Below are 19,683 nucleotides of genomic sequence, written 5' to 3' on the forward strand. Positions count from 1 at the left end.
CGGCTTTTGGCGTTTCCCTGTACAACCCGTCTGCGCTGCGGTTAACTCCACAAAATTACACGCTTTACCCTGTAATTTCATCAGGTTATTCAACAACCTGCGGACTATTTTGTTGCAAAAATGTTACTACCGATTTACTTAATAGTAGCGGGAACCTGAGTTCCCGCTTTTTTTAGCTTTTCTGCCTAGGCACCGCGCTGTAGCAGCATCGATTTAATGTGTCCGATGGCCTTGGTCGGGTTCAACCCTTTAGGGCATACGCTGACACAGTTCATGATGCTGTGGCACCGGAATACACTGAATGCATCGTCGAGATTATCAAGACGAGATTGCGTTTCCGTGTCACGGCTGTCTATCAGGAAGCGGTAAGCCGCGAGCAGCCCGGCAGGTCCGACGAATTTGTCGGGATTCCACCAGAATGACGGACACGACGTGGAGCAGCAGGCACAGAGAATACACTCGTACAGGCCATCCAGTTTTTCGCGCTCTTCCGGCATTTGCAGGTGCTCACGCGCCGGAGGATTCTTGCCGTCATTAAGCAGGTACGGTTTTATCTTCTCGTACTGCTTGTAGAACTGGCCCATATCGACCACCAGATCACGCACCACCGGCAGACCAGGCAGAGGACGGATAACAATCTTCTTCTTGCCGTTACGCAGCGCCGACACGGGCGTAATGCAGGCCAGACCGTTTTTACCGTTCATGTTCAGGCCGTCAGAGCCGCAAACGCCCTCACGACAGGAGCGGCGAAATGCCAGGGTCGGATCTTGTTCCTTGAGCTGGATAAGCGCGTCCAGCAGCATCATGTCGCGGCCTTCTTCGGATTCCAGCACATAGTCTTTCATGTACGGAACATCGTCGACGTCCGGGTTATAGCGATAAATCGAAAATTCGAGTTTCATTTATATGCTCCTGCTTACCGGCCTAGTAAGTACGTGCTTTCGGCGGGAATGCCGCGCGTAGCTTAGGTTGCATGTTCACTTCACGGCGAGTCATGCTTTCGGTTTCCGGCTGGTACAGCGTGTGACATAACCATTGTTCGTCATCGCGATCAGGGAAGTCGAAGCGGCTGTGCGCGCCACGGCTTTCCGTGCGATAGTTGGCCGAGACGGCCGTCGAGAATGCCACTTCCATCAGGTTGTCCAGTTCAAGACACTCGATACGCTGGGTGTTGAACTCGGCGGAGGTGTCGTCCAGACGGGCATTTTTCAGACGTTCGCGAATCAGTTTTAAATCTTCCAGACCTTGAGCCATGGCATCGCCTTCACGGAATACCGAGAAGTTGTTTTGCATGCATTTTTGCAGGTCTTTACGGATTTGCACCGGATCTTCACCGGTAGGATTGTTGTTCCAGCGGTTTAGGCGCACCAGCGCTGCATCGATGTCGGCCTGCGTTGCATCACGGCTTATACCCTGCTCCAGCAGAGATTCCTGCAAGTGCATGCCTGCCGCACGACCAAATACCACCAGGTCAAGCAGCGAGTTGCCACCCAGTCGGTTGGCACCGTGAACCGATACGCAGGCGATTTCGCCGACCGCAAACAGGCCCGGAATCACTTCGTCTTCACCCTGCGCATTCACGCGGATTGCCTGACCGGTAACTTTGGTCGGGATCCCGCCCATCATGTAGTGACAGGTCGGAATCACTGGAATCGGTTCTTTTACAGGGTCGGCGTGAGCAAAGGTGCGCGACAGTTCAAGAATGCCCGGCAGACGGGATTCCAGAACGTCTTTACCGAGGTGATCCAGTTTCAGTTTGACGTGAGGCCCCAGCGGACCGTCACAGCCGCGGCCTTCACGGATTTCGATCATGATGGAACGCGCCACCACGTCTCGACCCGCCAGGTCTTTGGCATTCGGCGCATAACGCTCCATAAAGCGCTCGCCGTCCTTGTTAAGCAGGTATCCGCCTTCACCACGGCAGCCTTCCGTTACCAGAACGCCCGCTCCGGCAATGCCGGTCGGGTGAAACTGCCACATTTCCATGTCCTGGACCGGCACGCCAGCGCGCAGCGCCATGCCGACGCCGTCGCCGGTATTGATGTGGGCATTGGTCGTGGACTGGTAGATACGGCCTGCCCCACCGGTGGCGAGTACAGTGGCTTTCGCCTTGAAGTAGACCACTTCACCGGTTTCAATGCAGATGGCGGTACAGCCGACGATGGCGCCGTCCTGGTTTTTCACCAGATCCAGTGAATACCATTCGGAGAAAATCGTGGTGCCGTTTTTCAGGTTTTGCTGATAAAGGGTGTGCAGCAATGCGTGACCGGTACGGTCGGCCGCAGCCGCAGTACGTGCCGCCTGTTCGCCGCCGAAGTTTTTCGACTGGCCGCCAAACGGACGCTGATAAATTTTGCCGTTATCTAAACGGGAGAAAGGCAGCCCCATGTGCTCAAGCTCGAGAATCGCCTCGGGGCCGGTGTTGCACATGTATTCGATGGCGTCCTGGTCGCCGATGTAATCGGAACCTTTTACGGTGTCGTACATGTGCCATTCCCAGTCATCGTCATGGGTATTGCCCAGAGCAACGGTGATACCGCCCTGCGCAGACACCGTATGGGAACGGGTTGGGAAGACTTTGGAAATCAGGGCGCACGACAGGCCCATTTGTGAAATTTGCAATGCGGCTCGCATACCGGCGCCACCTGCACCGATTACGACGGCATCAAACTCTCTGACTGGCAGATTCATTTACTACGCTCCCCACACAACTATTGTTCCATAAAGTAGATAAACGACCAGTGCAACGACGATGGCAAGTTGCAGCACCAGACGCAACGCCAGATGTTTGACGTAGTCCGTTAACACCTGCCACATTCCGATCCAGGCGTGAACCAGAATCGACAGCAATGTCAGCAAGGTGAATACTTTAGTGATGGAAGAGGCAAAAAAGCCGTGCCAGACTTCAAAGTTAATGTCCTGAGCCATAACCACGAAGCCCAGAATATAGAGGATGTACAGGGTGATAACGATAGCTGACGCACGAACCAGCAGCCAGTCGTGAACGCCATTACGACCTAATGCAGAAACATTGTTGACCATTCTATTTTTACCCTACAAAGACGCCAGCCAGCACAGACAACACTACGGTAATGCCGATGGCAATGTATGCCGACAGTTTACCGACAGCCAAACTCTCTTCGATTACGCCGAAATCCATCAGCAGGTGACGGATGCCGCCGCAGACGTGATAGGCCAGCGCAGTCAGGATCCCCCAGAATATGAACTTGACGAAAAAGCTGTCCATAATGGCGGCCGCATGCGCGAATCCTTCCGGAGAGGAAAGAGACGTACCAAGCAACCAGAGGAGGATACCGACGGCAACGAAGGTTATTACGCCTGAGACGCGGTGTAAGATGGACGCTATCGCAGTTACGGGAAACTGGATCGTTTGCAGATCCAAGTTGACAGGTCTTTGTTTTTTCACGGTTTTGCCCACACAGCCCTTAGAGCCTGTTCATAAACATCCTGCGGAGGGGACTAACAAAGCAAAATAAGCGGTAAAGCCAGTTTACAAAAGACACAGTAAAGGGGCATTTTGTGCTTGTTTTAACACATCAGACCGAGCGCAGTACGTCTTGAATGGCGCTTATTATTTTCCATCCTCCGGCCTGGGCAGAAATCAGACAGCGTTAAGAACCAAGGGTCCTTCACGTCACGCGCTCAAACATCGACATCCATTGTGCTTAAACGGCGCGTTCTATTTAACGCTGGGTGCTCCTACTACAGGGTACTCCGGAGACCTTGCGGAAGTATAGGATGATCACATTCCTATTACAATTCCCCTACAAAATGTTTGGTCACTTTTCTGCGAAACAGTGATTCGTGTCGCATTTTCCATATTATACACAAAATAAATTATCTTGTTTGACACTATACTAACATTTCTATTACAAATGAGTCATGATTCGTGCCTATGACTTTACCTCAGATCAACACATACACTTCCCTGCGGCTCAGACTTGTGCAAAAGTGTAGCACGTGTATGCCCTCATACTTGTCGTAGGTATTGAGCAAGATATCTGATCAATAACAACAATGAAATACCGCCTGTCCGCCAAAAGCTGTGCACTGTAACAGCAAGACGGCTTTGCCCTACGCTACCTCGCGAGCGCGGTAAAGACTCATATTATAGCGGCGGAGATATCACCCGCAGGCAGTACCGGGTTCTGCAACCAGACCAAGGACAGAGTTGTTAGAGATTATTAAAATAAGGCGCTAAGGAGACTGTAAATGGCTGATAAGAAAGCGACACTTACCCTACAGGGTCATGACCCGATCGAACTTGATGTGCTTTCCGGCACACTGGGTCAGGACGAGATTGATATACGCCCGCTCGGAGCAAAAGGTTATTTTACTTTTGACCCAGGCTTCACCTCTACCGCATCCTGCGAATCCAAAATTACCTTTATCGATGGCGATGAAGGCGTTCTGCTGCACCGCGGTTTCCCGATTGACCAGCTGGCAACGGAATCCAACTACCTTGAAGTCTGCTACCTGCTGCTGAACGGCGAGCCGCCAACGCAGGAGCAATATGAAGAATTCAAGACTACCGTAACCCGCCACAGCATGATCCACGAGCAGATCACCCGGCTGTTCCACGGTTTTCGCCGCGACTCGCACCCAATGGCGGTGCTGTGCGGTGTAACCGGCGCGCTGGCCGCGTTCTATCACGACTCCATCGACGTCGAAAATGTGCGTCACCGTGAAATTGCCGCCTTCCGTCTGCTGTCGAAAATGCCGACCGTTGCAGCAATGTGTTACAAATATTCCATCGGACAGCCGTTCGTTTACCCACGCAACGACCTCTCCTATGCGGGTAACTTCCTGCACATGATGTTTGCGACCCCTTGCGAAGAGTACAAGGTTAACCCTGTGCTCGAGAAAGCGATGGACCGCATTCTGATTCTGCACGCCGATCACGAGCAGAATGCCTCGACGTCCACCGTGCGTACGGCCGGTTCGTCGGGCGCCAACCCGTTTGCCTGTATCGCGGCCGGTATCGCCTCGCTCTGGGGACCTGCCCACGGCGGCGCAAACGAAGCCTGTCTGAAAATGCTCGAAGAGATAAGCACTGTCGACCACATTCCTGAATTCGTGCGCCGCGCGAAAGACAAGAATGACTCCTTCCGCCTGATGGGCTTCGGCCACCGCGTTTACAAGAATTACGACCCGCGTGCGACCGTGATGCGTGAAACCTGTCACGCCGTGCTTGAAGAACTGAACATGAAGGATGACCTGCTGGAAGTGGCGATGCAGCTTGAGCATATCGCGCTCAACGACCCGTACTTCATCGAACGCAAGCTCTATCCAAACGTGGACTTCTATTCAGGTATCATCTTGAAAGCCATGGGTATTCCTTCATCGATGTTTACCGTTATCTTTGCGATGGCGCGCACCGTCGGCTGGATTGCCCACTGGAACGAAATGCACGATGACGGCATCAAGATTGCCCGTCCACGCCAGCTTTATACCGGCTATGCGAAACGTGATTTCAAATCCGAAGTTGGCAACAAGTAATTAAGCCAATCGATAACCGGCCCCTCGCGTGTGGAATAACATTCACGCCGAGGGGCTTTTTTACGGGCATTTTTCAAAGCTCAGGTCACAGTTGTGGAGTATAAATAAGCGATCCTTGCTACCCGCTATCCCCTGTTAATCGCCATAATTGGCTGTTTACAAAAACTAGGGCTATAGCTATGAAAATAGAATCAAATACACACGCTAAAGCAACGCCTGCTCAGCAAGAAGCCTATCGCCAGTTAAATAGCGAGCTGCTTAGTAAGTTTGAAAGAATTAATAATGTCACCTCGTCCAATCAATCCATGAATTCCAATAGTCCAGCAGCGACGCCTCCCACATTGGAAAGACCGGTGTTGAATAATGGCGAGACGGCTCCTGTTGTTAATAAAAATAAAACCACAACCCACTTTCCACTGAAGAAAGCGATATTAAAGAAAGCCAAAGAACTTGCCACCAGCAAACAGGTGCAAAATCTGCCGTTTTTCAAGCAAATAAGCTCCATCAAACAGATTTTTCAACCCAAGGTGGTTGCAACTACGCCGAAGCGACATCCTGGCTACATAAAGACGAATATCCTCAGGCCTGCTGCCAAACTGCCTGAAGGCGAAACGCCAGCGGCGGTGCCGCTTGAAGAGACAACGGTTCTCCCCACCCTTTCGCGGCGTCCTTCCTCCGCCAGTTTGGTGCCGCTGCCCTCACATACCGATTCGGGTTTTCTTACCGATAACTCCCCTGATCCCTCTCTCCCTACGCCAACGACTATCTCTCCCGACCCCGACGCGGTTTCTTTAACGTCGCTTTCGTCTTCTCGCACCCCGATTTCAGCTGAAGACAGTGCCACCTTTACTTTTGGCCTGCATGGCGATGAGCCACCCCGGAACCTGCGCCCGACTACCCAGACTACGACACTCCTCCTCCCCCGATGCCGGTCTATGCCGAGCGCGCGTCTGCAAACCAAAATCAGGAAAACGCCATTACGCAGACCGTTGAAAATACCGATGCCATGTCTTGCACCGACGATTTTCCGAATGAAAATATCTATGATGAAATTGCGGAGTCAGAGGGCAATTCGCTTTACGCTTCCAGCGAAGAACTGGCGCCACATCGCCCCAACTCGCTTGAGCTTTATGATGTCCTGACACGGGAATCCTTCGTTTCTGCCCAAAGAGTTGGTCGCTCTGAAATGGTTGGCAAACACCAAAGAGGTAGGTTCGGAAATATGGGACGCCGCAATCGACTCAATCTTTACGATGGCCTGTGGCGGCAAAGGGGTCAGTGTCAACGACGCCAAACTCGCCGAAAACTTTATTTTAGATGTGTACACCCATAAAACAGGGCATGAAGATGCACTCGAAATCCAGAGTATTCTCGAACAGAAAAGCCTCGAGTTATTTGAAATCATTGGGACACGCAACAATTATGTCAAACACGGGGAAATGAGTGAAACCAACCCTGACAAAACAGAATGGATAATGCCGACCAACCTCATGATCATTGCCGGTTTTCAAACCGCTGACGATCAAGGTTCCGTTGTGGAACTGGTCGAAAAAATAGATGAAGCCATCGCGTTTAAAACCGTACTCAACGATAAAAAAACGTCTCTCGATAAATCACTGTTCGCTACCAATCGGCTTATTCAGTCGCCAGAACTCGATGCCTTCACCCAGGTGCTGAATATTAAAAAAGAAGACAAGAGCATTATTTTCCACGACGCCAGAGAACTGGAAATTAATAGTGTGAATAACGTGATAGTTGCCGAAAAAATAAAGCAGGCAACCAAAAACTTTACGTCGAACCCATCTGGCGGGCGTAACGCCAATTTCGCGCCTATCCTGCTAAATAATCACTGGTATCTATTCGGAACCTATTACGATGGGAACAATAATAAATCGGCACTGGTTTTTGACAGTCAAGGCGGCACAAACAAACTCTATGAAAAAGACTGTTTCAAGAAACTGGCCCAAGCCAGCGGCGTAACGGGTGAAACCTTGTTTATCAGTCAAGATCTGCAACAGAATGCGCCTAATGCCTGCGGCCTCTTTACCGCAAAAGCGATGCAGAAACTGGCAGACAACACCGGCCGCACGCCGGCAAAAGTCTTGCTGGACTGGAGCAACGAATTTAAACGCGAGCCGGCGGAGTATCAGGAGTCTTTCAATCGCAGAGGCAGAGCGGAATTGTTCGCCATGCTCGGAGAAAACATCACCCGGCATTTGGGCACCGTCGCGTAACGTTACGCGACTTGCCCACGCATCGGGTTTAGCCTCGACTTAATGCTGACATCCAGCGCAATAGAAAAAGGGGCGCGATGAAACACTGGTTTTTACAATTTTTTCGCCACAGCGTTCACAGCGTTTTCCTGCACGGGCAAACACTTTGAAGCGGAACATGGCACCGTGGTGCACATTTTCGTCCATAGTGCCGCGCATGGCATAGGAATGGCGAGCAATGGAAAGACAGGCGGCGGCGAGCAAATCCAGCTGCGCGTCGTCCAGGTCAGCGGGTTTGTGCGACGGCAGCAATTTGGCCAGCCAAAGAATTTCGGCGCGCAAATAGTTACCCAAGCCCGCCAGAAAAGCCTGGTCCAGCAGCATGCCGCCAAGCTGTCGGCGATAAAATCGCGTTGAGACCAGACGTTCACGTACCTGCTCTACGGTAAGCTTTTCATCGAGTACATCGGGCCCGATACGCTGTAAAAACGGATGCTGATAGACGTCATCAGTAGGCCAAATTTCAATCTCTGAAGCGCTATACAGCAAGATTGCGCTATCTGCCGTGGCTAATTTGACGCGCAGCGAGCGCTTGCCGTGGTTTATCTCATCACCCGAATTGAACACCCGCCAAACGCCGTAAAGCTGGTTGTGTGTATAGAGGGTGAGATGATTGGTGAAATGCGTCAACAACGCTTTGCCGCGTGTCTCGATGGCTTTCACCTTCTCACCGGTTAATTGCGTTTGATAAGGTTGCAGGGTCGGAAAGGCAAACCACACGTCGGTGAGCGGTTTGCCCAGTACGGCACGTTCAAGCTGGTCCGCGGCCCTGCGAATTTCGGGTCCTTCAGGCATTAATGCGTGGCTCCTTCGGCGATAACGAGGTCTTTTTCAGTATGCAGCGCAATAACGATAGTCAACTCAAGGGCTTCCAGCAAGGTTTCCACCGACATACTGGCGCTGCCCGGATGCAATGCCGCCTGCTCGGGGAGATAAGGAATATGAATGAATCCGCCCTTTTCTATTCGGTTGTCGGGCCGTTGCATACGATGAAGCAAACCATACATCACGTGGTTGCACACGTAGTGTTCCGCCGTTTGCGACACGGCGGCCGGAATACCTGCATCGCGCAGCCCATTCACCAGCGCTTTGATGGGCAATGTTGAAAAATAGGCGGCCGGTCCGCCTGCGACAATAGGCGCATCGACAGGTTGTTGACCGTCGTTGTCGGCAATGCGCGCATCGTCGACGTTTATCGCGACGCGCTCGATGCTGAAATCGACACGTCCACCCGCCTGCCCTACGCAGATAACCATTAACGGATCGACCTCGTCGATGGCCTGATTCAGCGCCTCAATGGCTTTTCCAAAGACGCAGGGTAACTGACGCACCACCAATTTGACGCCTGAAAGCTGCAAATCGGCGAGTTTTCTGACAACTTCCCAGGAGGGATTAACGCGTTCGCCGCCGAACGGCTCAAAACCCGTGACTAAAACCTTGCGCATTGTCTCTCCTTGGGGCGAATAGCTTATCCGCCCCGCTGTTTATTCCCGGTGTGTGGGGCAAAAGGCAGGCGGTGGATTAATTTGCGCTTACCTGAATATTTTTTTCGGCAAACGCCGCACGCAGGCTACGAGCAAAAGCCAGGGCATGTTCGCCATCGCCGTGCAGGCAGACCGTGTCGGCTTGAACGGGCACAAAGACGCCGTCGCGGCTTAGCACCTGCTTGTCGACAATCATGCTCAACGTCTGCTCAAGCGCCAGCGCATCGGTTTCAATCATGGCATCTGGCTGGCTGCGCGGCACCAGATTGCCGTTGCTCTGATAGCGGCGATCGGCGAAGACTTCCTGACGTGTTTGCAAACCAAGACGTTCCCCGGCGCGAATAAGCTCGCTGCCCGCCAGCCCAACCAGCTTGAGAGAAGCGTCAACATCGCGCACCGCACGGGCGATGGCATCGGACAGGGCCGGATCGGTCGCCGCCTGGTTGTAAAGCATGCCGTGCGGTTTGACGTGCACCATCTTGCCGCCTTCGGCACGCGTTATCGCCGCCAGTGCGCCAAGCTGATACACCACCTGCGCGTACACCGTGTCGGGTGGCAGCTGCATTGCCGTGCGGCCAAAGTTTTCGCGATCCGGAAAACTCGGGTGCGCGCCTATCGCAACGCCGTACTGAATGGCCCAACGCACCGATTGGCGCATGGTGTCGGCATCACCCGCATGAAATCCGCAGGCAATGTTGGCGGAGCTAACCAGTTGCAACAGCGCCTCGTCGTTGGCGCAGCCTTCGCCTAAATCGGCATTCAAATCAACGGTCATGCAGTCCCCACTTAATTTGTTCGATAAAACGATTTTGTTCGTAACGAGCACGCAGCGCCTCTTCAACCGTACATTTCACAAAATGTACCGGCATGCCGAGGCGGATCTGTGCCAGATTGTAGAGATCGGCCTCGATCACCGTCGCAATACGCGGATACCCGCCGGTGGTCTGCGCATCGGCCATCAGCACAATCGGCTGGCCGCCGTGCGGCACCTGCACGACGCCCGGTACCAGTCCGTGCGACAGCATCTCGCGCTGAGTATCGCGCTTAAGCTCATGACCATGCAGGCGATACCCCATGCGGTTACTTTGCGGGCTTAGCTGCCAGGCAGTGCGCCAGAAGGCTTCGCGGGCATCTTCACTGAATTCGTGATATTCCGGCCCCGGGATCGCGCGAATCCGGTTACCAAACAGCAACTGCTTCACGCCCGTGGCTTTGGTCGGCGCATTCAGCGCCTTGCCTGCCTTGAGCACATCGCCTTCTTTTAAAGGACGGCCTTCGAATCCGCCAAAACCGGCCTTGATATCCGTACTGCGCGAATTGAGCACCTCAGGTACGTCAATGCCACCGGCTACCGCAAGATAGCTGCGCATGCCGCGCATCGGAGTTTTCAGGGTCAGCGTTTGACCAGGCTTGACGGGATAACACCAGCCGGTCCACACCGCTTCGCCGTCGAGCATGGCGTGGCAACCCGCGCCCGTCATGGCAATCCAGCCCTTTTTGGTGAACTCGACGCTAAATTGCCCGAGCGTGATTTCAATTCCGGCGGCGTTTTCGTCATTGCCCACCAGCAGATTGGCAATGCGCAGTGCGGGTGCGTCGAAGGCGCCCGACTGGCTGACTCCGAGCTGGCGATAGCCGTCGCGCCCCAAATCCTGCACCGTGGTCTGCATCCCGGCTTTTAATATTTTTAACATACGCCCTCCTTCTGCGGCACGAAACGTACCCTGTCGCCGGGGCGCAACAATGTCGGCAATCGACTGTCCGGATCAAACATCGCCTGCGGCGTATGGCCGATAAGCTGCCAGCCGCCCGGCGTTATCAACGGATAAATTCCGGTCTGGCTGCCACCTATGCCCACGGTGCCTGCCGGTACCGAAAGACGCGGTTCGGAATGACGCGGTGTCGCCAGAATTTCGGGCATGCCGCCGAGGTAAGGGAATCCGGGCTGGAACCCCAGGAAATAGACGATGTATTCCGCGCCGCTGTGGCATTCGACCACCTGACGGGCGCTCATACCGGTATGGCGGGCGACACCGTCAAGGTCGGGTCCGCCCTTGCCGCCATAGACCACGGGAATTTCGACAAGCCGCGATTCCGGCACCAGCGCATCGCTCTCCTGCCACCATTTTTCGAGACGTTCAACCGCGTCCGGGGCGGTACGTTGCGGGTCGTCAAGCAGCACGGTCAAATTATTCATTCCCGGGATCACTTCCTTCACGTCGGGAAAATCCACCAGACGTTGGGCAAGACCCCAGATTCGTTGCTGGCTCGCCAGTAACACCGGCGGCTCAAGTTCGAGAACGACGGCGCGTTCACCTAACAAGTAACATCGTGCTCGTTGCACCTGATGACTCCTAAGCCATAAAACAGAAGAAATACAATAAAGATGAAGGTAAAGATAACGTTATTTAAACCGCAGTGACAGACCCTAAATGCCCTGCCCGAAAGTTAACAGATCGATAGCCAAGACCTAAGCTGCTACGCTTACTGTCAATGACTGCCTGCGCGTCTGATGTTTTCGCAAAACCCTGACTGCCAGGAAGGCGTTTAAAAACAGGGGATTGCCACAATGAAAAGGGAGAAACAGTGAAAAAGACCTTTGGCGTTTTTTTCCGCTCTACACCACGACGTTGCTGATGCTGCTTGGCTCAGGACTTCTTACCACCTACGTCTCCCTGCGCCTTGGCGCGATACACGTCAGCGGCGCGATGATCGGGGCGATTATCGCCGCCAACTATATCGGGCTTGTGATAGGCGGTAAGGTCGGCCATTTTCTGATTGCCCGCGTCGGCCACATTCGCGCCTATGTCTCCTGTTCGGGGATTATCACCGCCGCCGTCATTGGTCATGGACTCACGGAGATTATTCCGGTGTGGGTCGGGCTGCGGCTCATCATCGGCCTGTGCATGATGTGTCAATACATGGTGCTCGAGAGCTGGCTTAACGATCAGTCCGATTCCAGCCAGCGCGGCGTGGTATTCGGTTTCTATATGGCCGCCTCCTATCTCGGCATGGCGCTGGGACAGGTTGTGCTGATGCTGCAAACCGATCTCGGCATGAGTACGCTGCTGGTGATTGCGCTGTGTTTCGCGCTCTGTCTGGTGCCGATAGCCCTCACCACGCGCACCAAGGTCGGCCATATGTCGCCTGCGCCGATGGAGTTGAAATTCTTTATCGGCGCTATCCCGAAAGTTTTGGCGATTACGCTGGTGATTGGCATGATTGTCGGCTCGTTTTACGGCATGGCGCCGCTCTACTCCAATCAGCAGGGGCTTTCCACCCAGCAAACCGGCCTGTTTATGGCGCTGGCGATTTTCGCCGGACTGGTCGCTCAATTTCCCCTGAGCTGGCTGTCGGACCGCTATAACCGCAACCTGCTGATGCGTATCAATGCGCTGTTGCTGGCGGTGGCGGCGTTGCCGCTGGCAATTTTTACCCACATTTCCTTCCCGGTGCTGCTTGCCGTGGGTTTTACCGTCAGCCTGATGCAGTTCACCCTGTATCCGCTGGTTGTGGCGCTGGCGAATGACATGATTGAGCCCGAACGCCGCGTGTCGCTCTCGGCCTGCCTGCTGATGGCATTCGGGGTCGGAGCCTGTATCGGCCCGCTGGCGGTGGGTGCGCTGATTGAACCGCTCGGCGGCAACATCCTCTATGCCTTCTTTGCCCTGTGCGGCGTGGCGATTGTCGGCCTGAGCCGCAGTTCGGCTGTCGATGCGAAGACGCAAATGGCGGAAGATGCCCCAGTGCCCCACATCGCCATGCCCGACAGTCTAAGCAGTTCGCCGCTGTCGCCTGCGCTGAACCCCAATCTTGACGAGCAGATGATTCAGGACCAGATGCCTGCGCCGGAAACGGCCGAGCAGCCCGAGGCCGAACCCGAGCCCGAAGTCGAGCTGGACAGGCGTTCGCAAGGGGCGGATCCGGACGCAGATACCGGTCTGCAACGCGCCTTTATCATGCTTGAAGACAGCGAATTGCCCGCGGGCGAGGAAGAGAACGAGAAAGAGGCTGTGCCCTTGAACGCGGCACAGCAGAGTCGATAAAACGGAGGGACGTTACGCCGGATTGTCGATATCGATAAAGGTCACGTCAAGGCCATGCGCGGCGGCAAGCCATTCGCCCAGCGCCTTCACGCCATAACGTTCGCTGGCGTGGTGGCCTGCCGCAAAGAAGTGCAGCCCCATTTCGCGGGCAATATGAATCGTCTGCTCGGACACTTCGCCCGTGATGAAGGCATCGACGCCAAACTCTGCCGCCTGCTGAATAAAGCCCTGACCGCCGCCCGTACACCACGCGACGCGGCGAATCATTTTCGGGCCGCCTTCCGCGCTGTGCAGCACTTTTTGCCAAGCTGCTGCTCGATGCGCCGATGAAACGCCTCGGCAGGCATGGCTTGCGGCAGTTCGCCGTAAGGCACCAACGGCATCACTTCGCCGAGCACGTCGATGCCCAGCAGTTTTGCCAGCTGCGCATTGTTGCCAAGCTCGGGATGAGCGTCGAGCGGCAGATGATAACCATAGAGATTGATGTCGTTCAACAACAGCGTTTTCAGACGGTTGCGTTTCATTCCACGTACCGCAGCCGGTTCGTTTTTCCAGAAGTAACCATGATGCACGATAATCGTGTCGGCCTGATGTTCCACTGCGGCATCCAGCAACTTCTGGCTGGCGGTCACGCCCGTTACAATACGTTTGACGTCGCTGCCGCCTTCGACCTGCAGGCCGTTGGGCGCATAATCTTTAAAGGTGTCGACCGCCAGTTTCTGGTCGATAAGCTTTTCCAGTTCAATGTTATTCATTCGATATTCCGCGTGTTCGGCCGTGCCGAAAGTAGAGCAGTCTGATTAAAAATCGAGGCTATCGCCCTGCTGCATAAAGACAAAGTTTACGCCGAGGTCATTGCCCTGTTCAAGCTGGCGGATTATTTCGGCGCGCGGATCGACACCGGCCATAAGGCTTGGCTTGATATGACTGATGACGATTTTCAGGCCTTCTAAAGATCCTGCGCCGCCCGCATGGCGTTCGAGGTTTTTCAGCTCCCCGAGCAGCAAGGCGGGCGTGAGATGCCCAAACAGCTGGTCCCGAGGCGTAGTGTTCGAAAACGAGGTTTCGATAATCAGCCCCTTGAGCCTTTTCTGTTTGATCTCGTCGCCCAACACACGCCACACCGCGTCGAGGTTGCGCGATTTTTCGAGCGAGTCTGCGCCCGTATCGCCGAAATAGGCAAAGGACTCGTTGCCGCGACTGAGCAGCAGCATCGACGAACTCGCGCCGCCGTGACTGAGCGGATAGATAACGCCATCAAGCCCGCTCAAACCCAGCGAAACGCGCTGACCAGGTCGTGGCGCATTGAGCCGATAGGTGCCCAGCCGCTGACCGCTGCCGGAATCGCTGAAGTTGGGCCACACCTTCCAGTTGAAATAGTATTGCCGCAGCGTATCGATGGTTTCGGTAGAGCCGTAGACCGGCTTTTTGCTGTCCTGCGGCGAAGCGATGATGAATCCGGCAAGATGGTCGAGATGACCGTGACTGATAAAGTAGCCGGCAATCAGATTGCGAAACACCGCGCCCTGGGGTGTCAGGGGCGCAGCGTTTTCCGGGGTGACTTCGGGGAAACTGCCTTTTTCGAGTGCCTTGCGGATGCCCGGTAAAACCGAACCGGCATCGAGGGCAAAATAGCGGCTCTGGCTGTCGCTGCGAATCAGGTAGGAGGTCAGATTGCCCTCCTCCACGCCGCCGTTGACGCCAAGCGCTACAACCTTGAATCCTGCGCTGGCGCTAAAGGCGAGGCCCAGACCGGCCGTCACCATGAGTGCCGCGCGCCAATATCTTGTTGTCATTACATCGCTCCGTGTTGTGCCGAGAACGAATCAGGACAGGCACCTAATTCTCGGCATGAGCGCGACTTTTGGCGGCTTCGAACGCTGCCAGCGTGTCCTTGCGCGCTCTGGCGTGGTCGATAATCGGATGAGGATAGTCTAACACGCGCTGCTGTTTCTCTGCCCAACGATGTGGCTGATGAATGTCTTTCTCCGGGACATCGGCCAGTTCCGGGATCCACTTCTTGATAAACTGCCCCTGTTTGTCGAAGCGCTCGCCCTGCGTGGTTGGGTTGAAAATACGGAAATACGGCGCAGAGTCGTTGCCGGTCGAGGCGCTCCACTGCCAGCCGCCGTTATTGGCCGCCAAATCGCCATCCAGCAGTTGGGTCATGAAGTAGCGCTCGCCGAGATGCCAGTCGATCAGCAGATCTTTTACCAGAAAACTGGAGGTGATCATCCGCAGGCGATTGTGCATCCAGCCCGTAGCCTTCATCTGCCGCATGGCCGCGTCGACGATAGGATAACCGGTTTTACCTTCCTGCCACGCTTTCAGGTCGTCGGCAGCCTCGCGCCAGGCAACGCCGCGCGTCCAGTCCACAAACGGCTGATGCTTGCACAATGACGGCCAGGCCACCAGCAGATGACGATAAAACTCGCGCCAAATCAGCTCGTTAAGCCAGCCGAAGGCGCTGCCGTCGCGCTTTTCGAGCACGTCGGGATTTTCGGTGCGCAGCCGGTTGAAACACTGACGTGGCGACAGCACGCCAATCGCGAGATACGGCGAGAGCGTACTGGTGCCGTCAATCGCCGGGAAATCGCGCTTGTCGTTGTAATCCTGCACGTTTTCGCGACAAAAGCGCCGCAGCCTGTCCCGTGCCGCGTCTTCACCTACCGGAAAATCGTCGCCTATCTCTTCTTGAGGATAATCAAACGGCTTGATGGCGTTGGGCTTGCCCTGATGAGGGTGTTCACGCGCTTTGGGCGCGGCGAGCGATCGGCAGTCGGACTCGCTTAGCCGCTCGATAAAGGCGCGACGAAACGGCGTATACACCTTGTACATGCTGCCGTCACCGGTGGTCACCGAACCGGGCGGTAACAATAGGCTGTCGTCGAAACGACGGATTTGCAGGTCGGGCGACAGGGCTTTATCGACGGCGGCATCGCGTTCGACCTCGTTTATCTCGACCTGATTGTTGTAAAACAGCGCATCAACCTTCTGGTCACGTGCAAACTGTTCGAGCCAGGTTACGCTGTCGGCAAACAGGTCGCACTGCTGGTAATGCAGCGGTATTCCGCGCTCATGCAGCGATTTTTTCAGTGCCAGCAGATGCTGATAGATAAAGGCCGCCTGACGCGGCGCCATGTCATGTTTGCGCCACTGCTTCGGCGTGGCGATAAACACGGCAATCACGTGGGCGTCGGGGTCTTCGCAGGCGGCGGAGAGCGCGCGATTGTCCGTCACACGCAAATCGTTGCGAAACCAGACCAGATGGGTGGTCATGTCCAGCTTTCCTTGTTTTTAATGCCCGTAACGTAAACGCAGCGCTTCGGGATACGGCTCGAAATAGCGCTGTTGCTCCAGATACGCATCGGGATATTCATGCATGTAATGTTTTAGCAGGGTGATAGGGGCCAAAAGCGGTTGCAGCCCCTGCCGATAGTGGTCAATCAGTTGGGTCAACTCCTGACGCTGACCGCTGTTGAGCTGTTTACGGAAATAGCCCTGCACGTGCATCAGCACGTTCGTGTGATTGCGGCGAGTCGCGCGATTTTTCATAAGGCTCATCAAGCGGTTGCGATACTCGACAAAATATTCTTCCAGTGATTCCCATTTGTCCATCGAGGCCACAAAACGTCCCAACTCGCGGTATTCAGGCTGTGAATGCGCCAGCAGCGACAGCTTGTAACGGCTGTGAAACGCCATCAGCTTGCCGCGCGTCAGTCCTGACTTGTGCAGCATTTTCAGCTCATACAGCGCAAAGACGCGCTCGACGAAGTTTTCACGCAGCAGAGGATCATTCAGACGCCCGTCTTCTTCGATAGGCAGCCACGGCAGCTGTTTTTGCAGTTCGGCGGTGTAGATGCCGACCCCGGTTTTACTGTTGTCTTTACTGTTTTCACGGTAAATGCGCACACGTTCCATGCCGCAGCTCGGCGATTTCGCGCAGAGTATGTAGCCGCAAAGGTGGTCGAGCGAGGCGATTCGCTGCTCTGAATACTGTTGCATCTTGTCGGTATAATCGACCGCTTCATCGTTGCTAAAGCGCATGCGAATGCCCTCGTCGCTGTTCACCAGACGCAGCGCGGGACGTGGGGTTGGCAGGCCGATGGCCATTTCCGGACAGATAGCTTCAAAACGGACATACGGGGCAAGCTGCTCGACGGCGAACGCCAGACGTTTATGTCCTCCATCGAAACGCACTTTCTCTCCCAGCAGGCAGGCGCTGATCCCAATCGGAATGTGTTCACTCATAGGCGACTCCTGACGGTTTCTTGCGTGAAATAAGATAATTAACCGGCGATAAACATTTATAAGGTTTGATAAAAAGCGTTTTTCGCCCCTCTAAAGTTATACACAAAATCATTTTTGTACAAGTTTGCGTGAAATGTTCATCCTGTAAACCTTAAGGGTAGCAGCTGAAATCGACGATTTTTGGTCAGAAAACAGACTTTAACCGCAATTTTTATACTTTTTTTACACCCGAGCCGCGCATTTTTTCAGGTTCTTTAGAAGCCGTTCTCTAGACTCGCCCGTTATACAAGATTGATTTCTACAGCTCCCCACGGGGAAACAGACAAACGAGGTGTTTTGTGATCATCTGCGGCGCGCTTTTAGTGGTTCTTTTGCTCGGCTATCTGATTTATGCCCTGCTCAACGCGGAGGAGTTTTAAATGGCTGCTTCCGCCTTTTTACTGATTGCCAGCTTTATGCTGGTGTTGCTGCTGCTCGCCCATCCGCTCGGCAAATTTACTGCGCAGTTGATTGAAGGAGAAACAGGGCCGCGCGTCGCGGCGTTCGAGCGCCGTATGCTGGGCATTGCGGGGGCAAATCACAGCGAAATGAACTGGAAGCAGTACGCGATAGCCCTGTTCAGCTTCAACCTGCTGGGGATTGTCCTGCTCACCGTGATTCTGCTGGCGCAAGGTTATCTCCCCTGGAATCCGCAGGGCCTGCCCGGTTTGTCCTGGGATCTGGCCTTCAACACGGCCATCAGTTTTGTTTCCAACACCAACTGGCAGGCATACAGCGGTGAAAGCACGCTGAGCTATTTCAGTCAGATGCTGGGCCTGACGGTGCAAAACTTTCTCTCGGCTTCCACCGGTATCGCTGTGGCCTTTGCGCTGATCCGCGCCTTTGCTCGTCCCGCCGCGACGACGCTCGGCAATGCCTGGCAGGACTTGCTGCGTATTACGCTCTATTTGCTGCTGCCGATTTCGCTGCTGCTGGCGCTGTACTTTGTCAGTCAGGGCGTATTGCAGAATCTCGACGCCTATCAGCATGTGACCACGCTCGAAGGGTTGCCGCAGGTTCTCGCCGATGGGGCCGGTGGCTTCACAGGAAGCCATCAAGATGCTCGGCACCAACGGCGGCGGCTTTTTTGGGGCCAACTCGGCGCATCCGTTCGAAAATCCGACCGCGATGACCAATATGGTGCAGATGCTGGCGATATTCCTTATCCCCTGCGCGCTGTGTTTCGCCTTTGGTCGTGTGGTTGGCGACAACCGGCAGGGGCATGCGCTGCTGTGGACCATGTCGCTGATTTTTGTGGTCTGCGTAGTCATCGTGATGGCCGCCGAGTTGCAGGGCAATCCGCATTTCACGGCGCTGGGAGCGACCAGCAACTTCAATATGGAGGGCAAGGAGGCGCGCTTCGGCATTCTGGCCTCCAGCCTGTTTAGCGTGGTGACCACCGCGGCGTCCTGCGGAGCCGTGAACGCCATGCTCGACTCCTTCACGGCGCTCGGCGGCATGATCCCGCTGTGGCTGATGCAGATAGGCGAAGTGGTGTTCGGGGGTCGGCTCCGGCCTGTACGGCATTCTGCTGTTTGTGTTGCTGACCGTATTTATCGCGGGCTTGATGATTGGCCGCACACCGGAATATCTCGGCAAGAAAATCGACGTCTTCGACATGAAAATGACGGCGCTGGCGATTCTGGTGACCCCTGCGCTGGTCTTGCTCGGCACGGCGCTGGCGCTGATGACGCCCGCAGGACAAGCCGGAATTCTGAATCCGGGCGCGCATGGTTTCAGCGAGGTGCTTTATGCCTATTCGTCGGCGGCCAACAACAACGGCAGTGCCTTTGCCGGTCTCGGCGTCAACACGCCTTTCTACAATCTGACGCTGGCTGCGGCGATGTTGCTGGGCCGTTTCGGGGTGATCCTGCCGGTTCTGGCCATTGCAGGATCGCTTGTGGTCAAAAAACGCCAGCCTGCGGGTAACGGCACGCTGCCGACCTCAGGCCCGCTGTTTATCGGCCTGCTGGTCGGCACCATCCTGCTGGTCGGCGCACTGACCTTTATTCCGGCGCTGGCGCTGGGTCCGGTGGCAGAACATTTACAGGTGTGGCTGGCGCGTTAAGC

General features: G+C 54.9%; 17 protein-coding genes and 2 pseudogenes. 6 read left to right on the plus strand and 13 right to left on the minus strand.

What is annotated here, in order from left to right; genetic code table 11:
* Positions 1-185 precede the first annotated feature (185 nt).
* Genes O1V66_RS12135 through sdhC form a run of 4 tightly spaced genes read right to left on the minus strand, consistent with a single transcriptional unit; the run spans position 186 to position 3,439 of the window.
* The gene (locus O1V66_RS12135; protein ID WP_045046199.1) at positions 186-902 is read right to left on the minus strand and encodes a succinate dehydrogenase iron-sulfur subunit; all 717 of its coding nucleotides are present in this window, start codon (positions 900-902) and stop codon (positions 186-188) included.
* Positions 903-924: 22 nt separating this feature from the next.
* Positions 925-2,691: a succinate dehydrogenase flavoprotein subunit gene (gene sdhA / locus O1V66_RS12140; RefSeq protein WP_045046198.1), complete on the minus strand. Its 1,767-nt coding sequence runs from the start codon at positions 2,689-2,691 to the stop codon at positions 925-927.
* A 3-nt stretch (positions 2,692-2,694) separates the two neighbouring features.
* Positions 2,695-3,042 (minus strand): succinate dehydrogenase membrane anchor subunit, encoded by a 348-nt coding sequence (sdhD, locus tag O1V66_RS12145; RefSeq protein WP_045046197.1) that lies wholly within the window; start codon positions 3,040-3,042, stop codon positions 2,695-2,697.
* 7 nt (positions 3,043-3,049) lie between these two features.
* Positions 3,050-3,439 (minus strand): succinate dehydrogenase cytochrome b556 subunit, encoded by a 390-nt coding sequence (gene sdhC, locus O1V66_RS12150; protein WP_045046196.1) that lies wholly within the window; start codon positions 3,437-3,439, stop codon positions 3,050-3,052.
* 794 nt (positions 3,440-4,233) lie between these two features.
* Between sdhC and O1V66_RS12155 the strand changes: the two genes are divergently transcribed.
* The 3 genes from O1V66_RS12155 to O1V66_RS12165 all read left to right on the plus strand — a co-directional run bounded on the left by O1V66_RS12155 (position 4,234) and on the right by O1V66_RS12165 (position 7,754).
* Entirely contained in the window at positions 4,234-5,520 is a 1,287-nt protein-coding gene (locus O1V66_RS12155; RefSeq protein ID WP_045046195.1) for a citrate synthase, read from the plus strand.
* Positions 5,521-5,699: 179 nt separating this feature from the next.
* Entirely contained in the window at positions 5,700-6,662 is a 963-nt protein-coding gene (locus O1V66_RS12160; RefSeq protein ID WP_269127559.1) for a hypothetical protein, read from the plus strand.
* A gap of 30 nt (positions 6,663-6,692) precedes the next feature.
* On the plus strand, positions 6,693-7,754 hold the full coding sequence (locus O1V66_RS12165) for a C48 family peptidase (RefSeq protein ID WP_269127561.1): 1,062 nt from the start codon (positions 6,693-6,695) through the stop codon (positions 7,752-7,754).
* Between the two features lie 39 nt (positions 7,755-7,793).
* On the opposite strand, the gene nei is transcribed toward O1V66_RS12165, so the two are convergent.
* The 5 genes from nei to pxpB form a co-directional block, all read right to left on the minus strand.
* Entirely contained in the window at positions 7,794-8,588 is a 795-nt protein-coding gene (gene nei, locus O1V66_RS12170) for an endonuclease VIII (RefSeq protein ID WP_045046193.1), read from the minus strand.
* The gene (pcp, locus tag O1V66_RS12175; protein ID WP_269127564.1) at positions 8,588-9,238 is read right to left on the minus strand and encodes a pyroglutamyl-peptidase I; all 651 of its coding nucleotides are present in this window, start codon (positions 9,236-9,238) and stop codon (positions 8,588-8,590) included. Before pcp ends, nei begins: the two co-directional genes overlap by 1 nt.
* Before the next feature lie 76 nt (positions 9,239-9,314).
* A complete protein-coding gene (pxpA, locus tag O1V66_RS12180) occupies positions 9,315-10,052 on the minus strand; it encodes a 5-oxoprolinase subunit PxpA (RefSeq protein ID WP_045046191.1) in 738 nt (245 codons plus the stop codon).
* Complete coding sequence (gene pxpC / locus O1V66_RS12185) at positions 10,042-10,971, minus strand: 5-oxoprolinase subunit PxpC (RefSeq protein ID WP_045046190.1); 930 nt, start codon at positions 10,969-10,971, stop codon at positions 10,042-10,044. Before pxpC ends, pxpA begins: the two co-directional genes overlap by 11 nt.
* A complete protein-coding gene (gene pxpB, locus O1V66_RS12190; RefSeq protein WP_045046189.1) occupies positions 10,965-11,621 on the minus strand; it encodes a 5-oxoprolinase subunit PxpB in 657 nt (218 codons plus the stop codon). Before pxpB ends, pxpC begins: the two co-directional genes overlap by 7 nt.
* Before the next feature lie 292 nt (positions 11,622-11,913).
* Between pxpB and O1V66_RS12195 the strand changes: the two genes are divergently transcribed.
* Entirely contained in the window at positions 11,914-13,323 is a 1,410-nt protein-coding gene (locus O1V66_RS12195) for an MFS transporter (RefSeq protein ID WP_414058384.1), read from the plus strand.
* Positions 13,324-13,335: 12 nt separating this feature from the next.
* On the opposite strand, the pseudogene O1V66_RS12200 reads toward O1V66_RS12195, so the two are convergent.
* From O1V66_RS12200 to O1V66_RS12215, 4 genes and pseudogenes are all read right to left on the minus strand, one after another.
* Positions 13,336-14,078 (minus strand): annotated as a pseudogene (locus O1V66_RS12200) (type 2 GTP cyclohydrolase I).
* 45 nt (positions 14,079-14,123) lie between these two features.
* Positions 14,124-15,089: an MBL fold metallo-hydrolase gene (locus O1V66_RS12205; RefSeq protein WP_045046850.1), complete on the minus strand. Its 966-nt coding sequence runs from the start codon at positions 15,087-15,089 to the stop codon at positions 14,124-14,126.
* A 73-nt stretch (positions 15,090-15,162) separates the two neighbouring features.
* Positions 15,163-16,602 carry a deoxyribodipyrimidine photo-lyase gene (gene phrB, locus O1V66_RS12210; RefSeq protein ID WP_045046186.1) on the minus strand — a complete coding sequence of 480 codons (1,440 nt, stop codon included), beginning with the start codon at positions 16,600-16,602 and terminating at the stop codon, positions 15,163-15,165.
* An 18-nt stretch (positions 16,603-16,620) separates the two neighbouring features.
* Positions 16,621-17,574, minus strand: coding sequence for a YbgA family protein (locus O1V66_RS12215; RefSeq protein WP_045046185.1), 954 nt, complete (start codon positions 17,572-17,574; stop codon positions 16,621-16,623).
* A gap of 338 nt (positions 17,575-17,912) precedes the next feature.
* Between O1V66_RS12215 and kdpF the strand changes: the two genes are divergently transcribed.
* Positions 17,913-17,993, plus strand: a complete 81-nt coding sequence (kdpF, locus tag O1V66_RS12220) for a K(+)-transporting ATPase subunit F (protein ID WP_072045033.1) — start codon at positions 17,913-17,915, stop codon at positions 17,991-17,993.
* Positions 17,994-19,681: pseudogene (gene kdpA, locus O1V66_RS12225) on the plus strand (potassium-transporting ATPase subunit KdpA).
* Positions 19,682-19,683: the final 2 nt, after the last annotated feature.

It is taken from the genome of Rouxiella chamberiensis (assembly GCF_026967475.1).
In the GTDB taxonomy this organism is placed as follows: Bacteria; Pseudomonadota; Gammaproteobacteria; order Enterobacterales; family Enterobacteriaceae; genus Rouxiella; species Rouxiella chamberiensis.

Coding starts and splice junctions, on each gene's coding strand:
- O1V66_RS12135 (WP_045046199.1), bottom strand. CDS start 902: ATGAAACTCGAATTTTCGATTTATCGCTATAACCCGGACGTCGACGAT.
- sdhA (WP_045046198.1), bottom strand. CDS start 2,691: ATGAATCTGCCAGTCAGAGAGTTTGATGCCGTCGTAATCGGTGCAGGT.
- sdhD (WP_045046197.1), bottom strand. CDS start 3,042: ATGGTCAACAATGTTTCTGCATTAGGTCGTAATGGCGTTCACGACTGG.
- O1V66_RS12155 (WP_045046195.1), top strand. CDS start 4,234: ATGGCTGATAAGAAAGCGACACTTACCCTACAGGGTCATGACCCGATC.
- O1V66_RS12160 (WP_269127559.1), top strand. CDS start 5,700: ATGAAAATAGAATCAAATACACACGCTAAAGCAACGCCTGCTCAGCAA.
- nei (WP_045046193.1), bottom strand. CDS start 8,588: ATGCCTGAAGGACCCGAAATTCGCAGGGCCGCGGACCAGCTTGAACGT.
- pcp (WP_269127564.1), bottom strand. CDS start 9,238: ATGCGCAAGGTTTTAGTCACGGGTTTTGAGCCGTTCGGCGGCGAACGC.
- pxpA (WP_045046191.1), bottom strand. CDS start 10,052: ATGACCGTTGATTTGAATGCCGATTTAGGCGAAGGCTGCGCCAACGAC.
- pxpC (WP_045046190.1), bottom strand. CDS start 10,971: ATGTTAAAAATATTAAAAGCCGGGATGCAGACCACGGTGCAGGATTTG.
- O1V66_RS12195 (WP_414058384.1), top strand. CDS start 11,914: ATGCTGCTTGGCTCAGGACTTCTTACCACCTACGTCTCCCTGCGCCTT.
- O1V66_RS12205 (WP_045046850.1), bottom strand. CDS start 15,089: ATGGTGACGGCCGGTCTGGGCCTCGCCTTTAGCGCCAGCGCAGGATTC.
- phrB (WP_045046186.1), bottom strand. CDS start 16,602: ATGACCACCCATCTGGTCTGGTTTCGCAACGATTTGCGTGTGACGGAC.
- O1V66_RS12215 (WP_045046185.1), bottom strand. CDS start 17,574: ATGAGTGAACACATTCCGATTGGGATCAGCGCCTGCCTGCTGGGAGAG.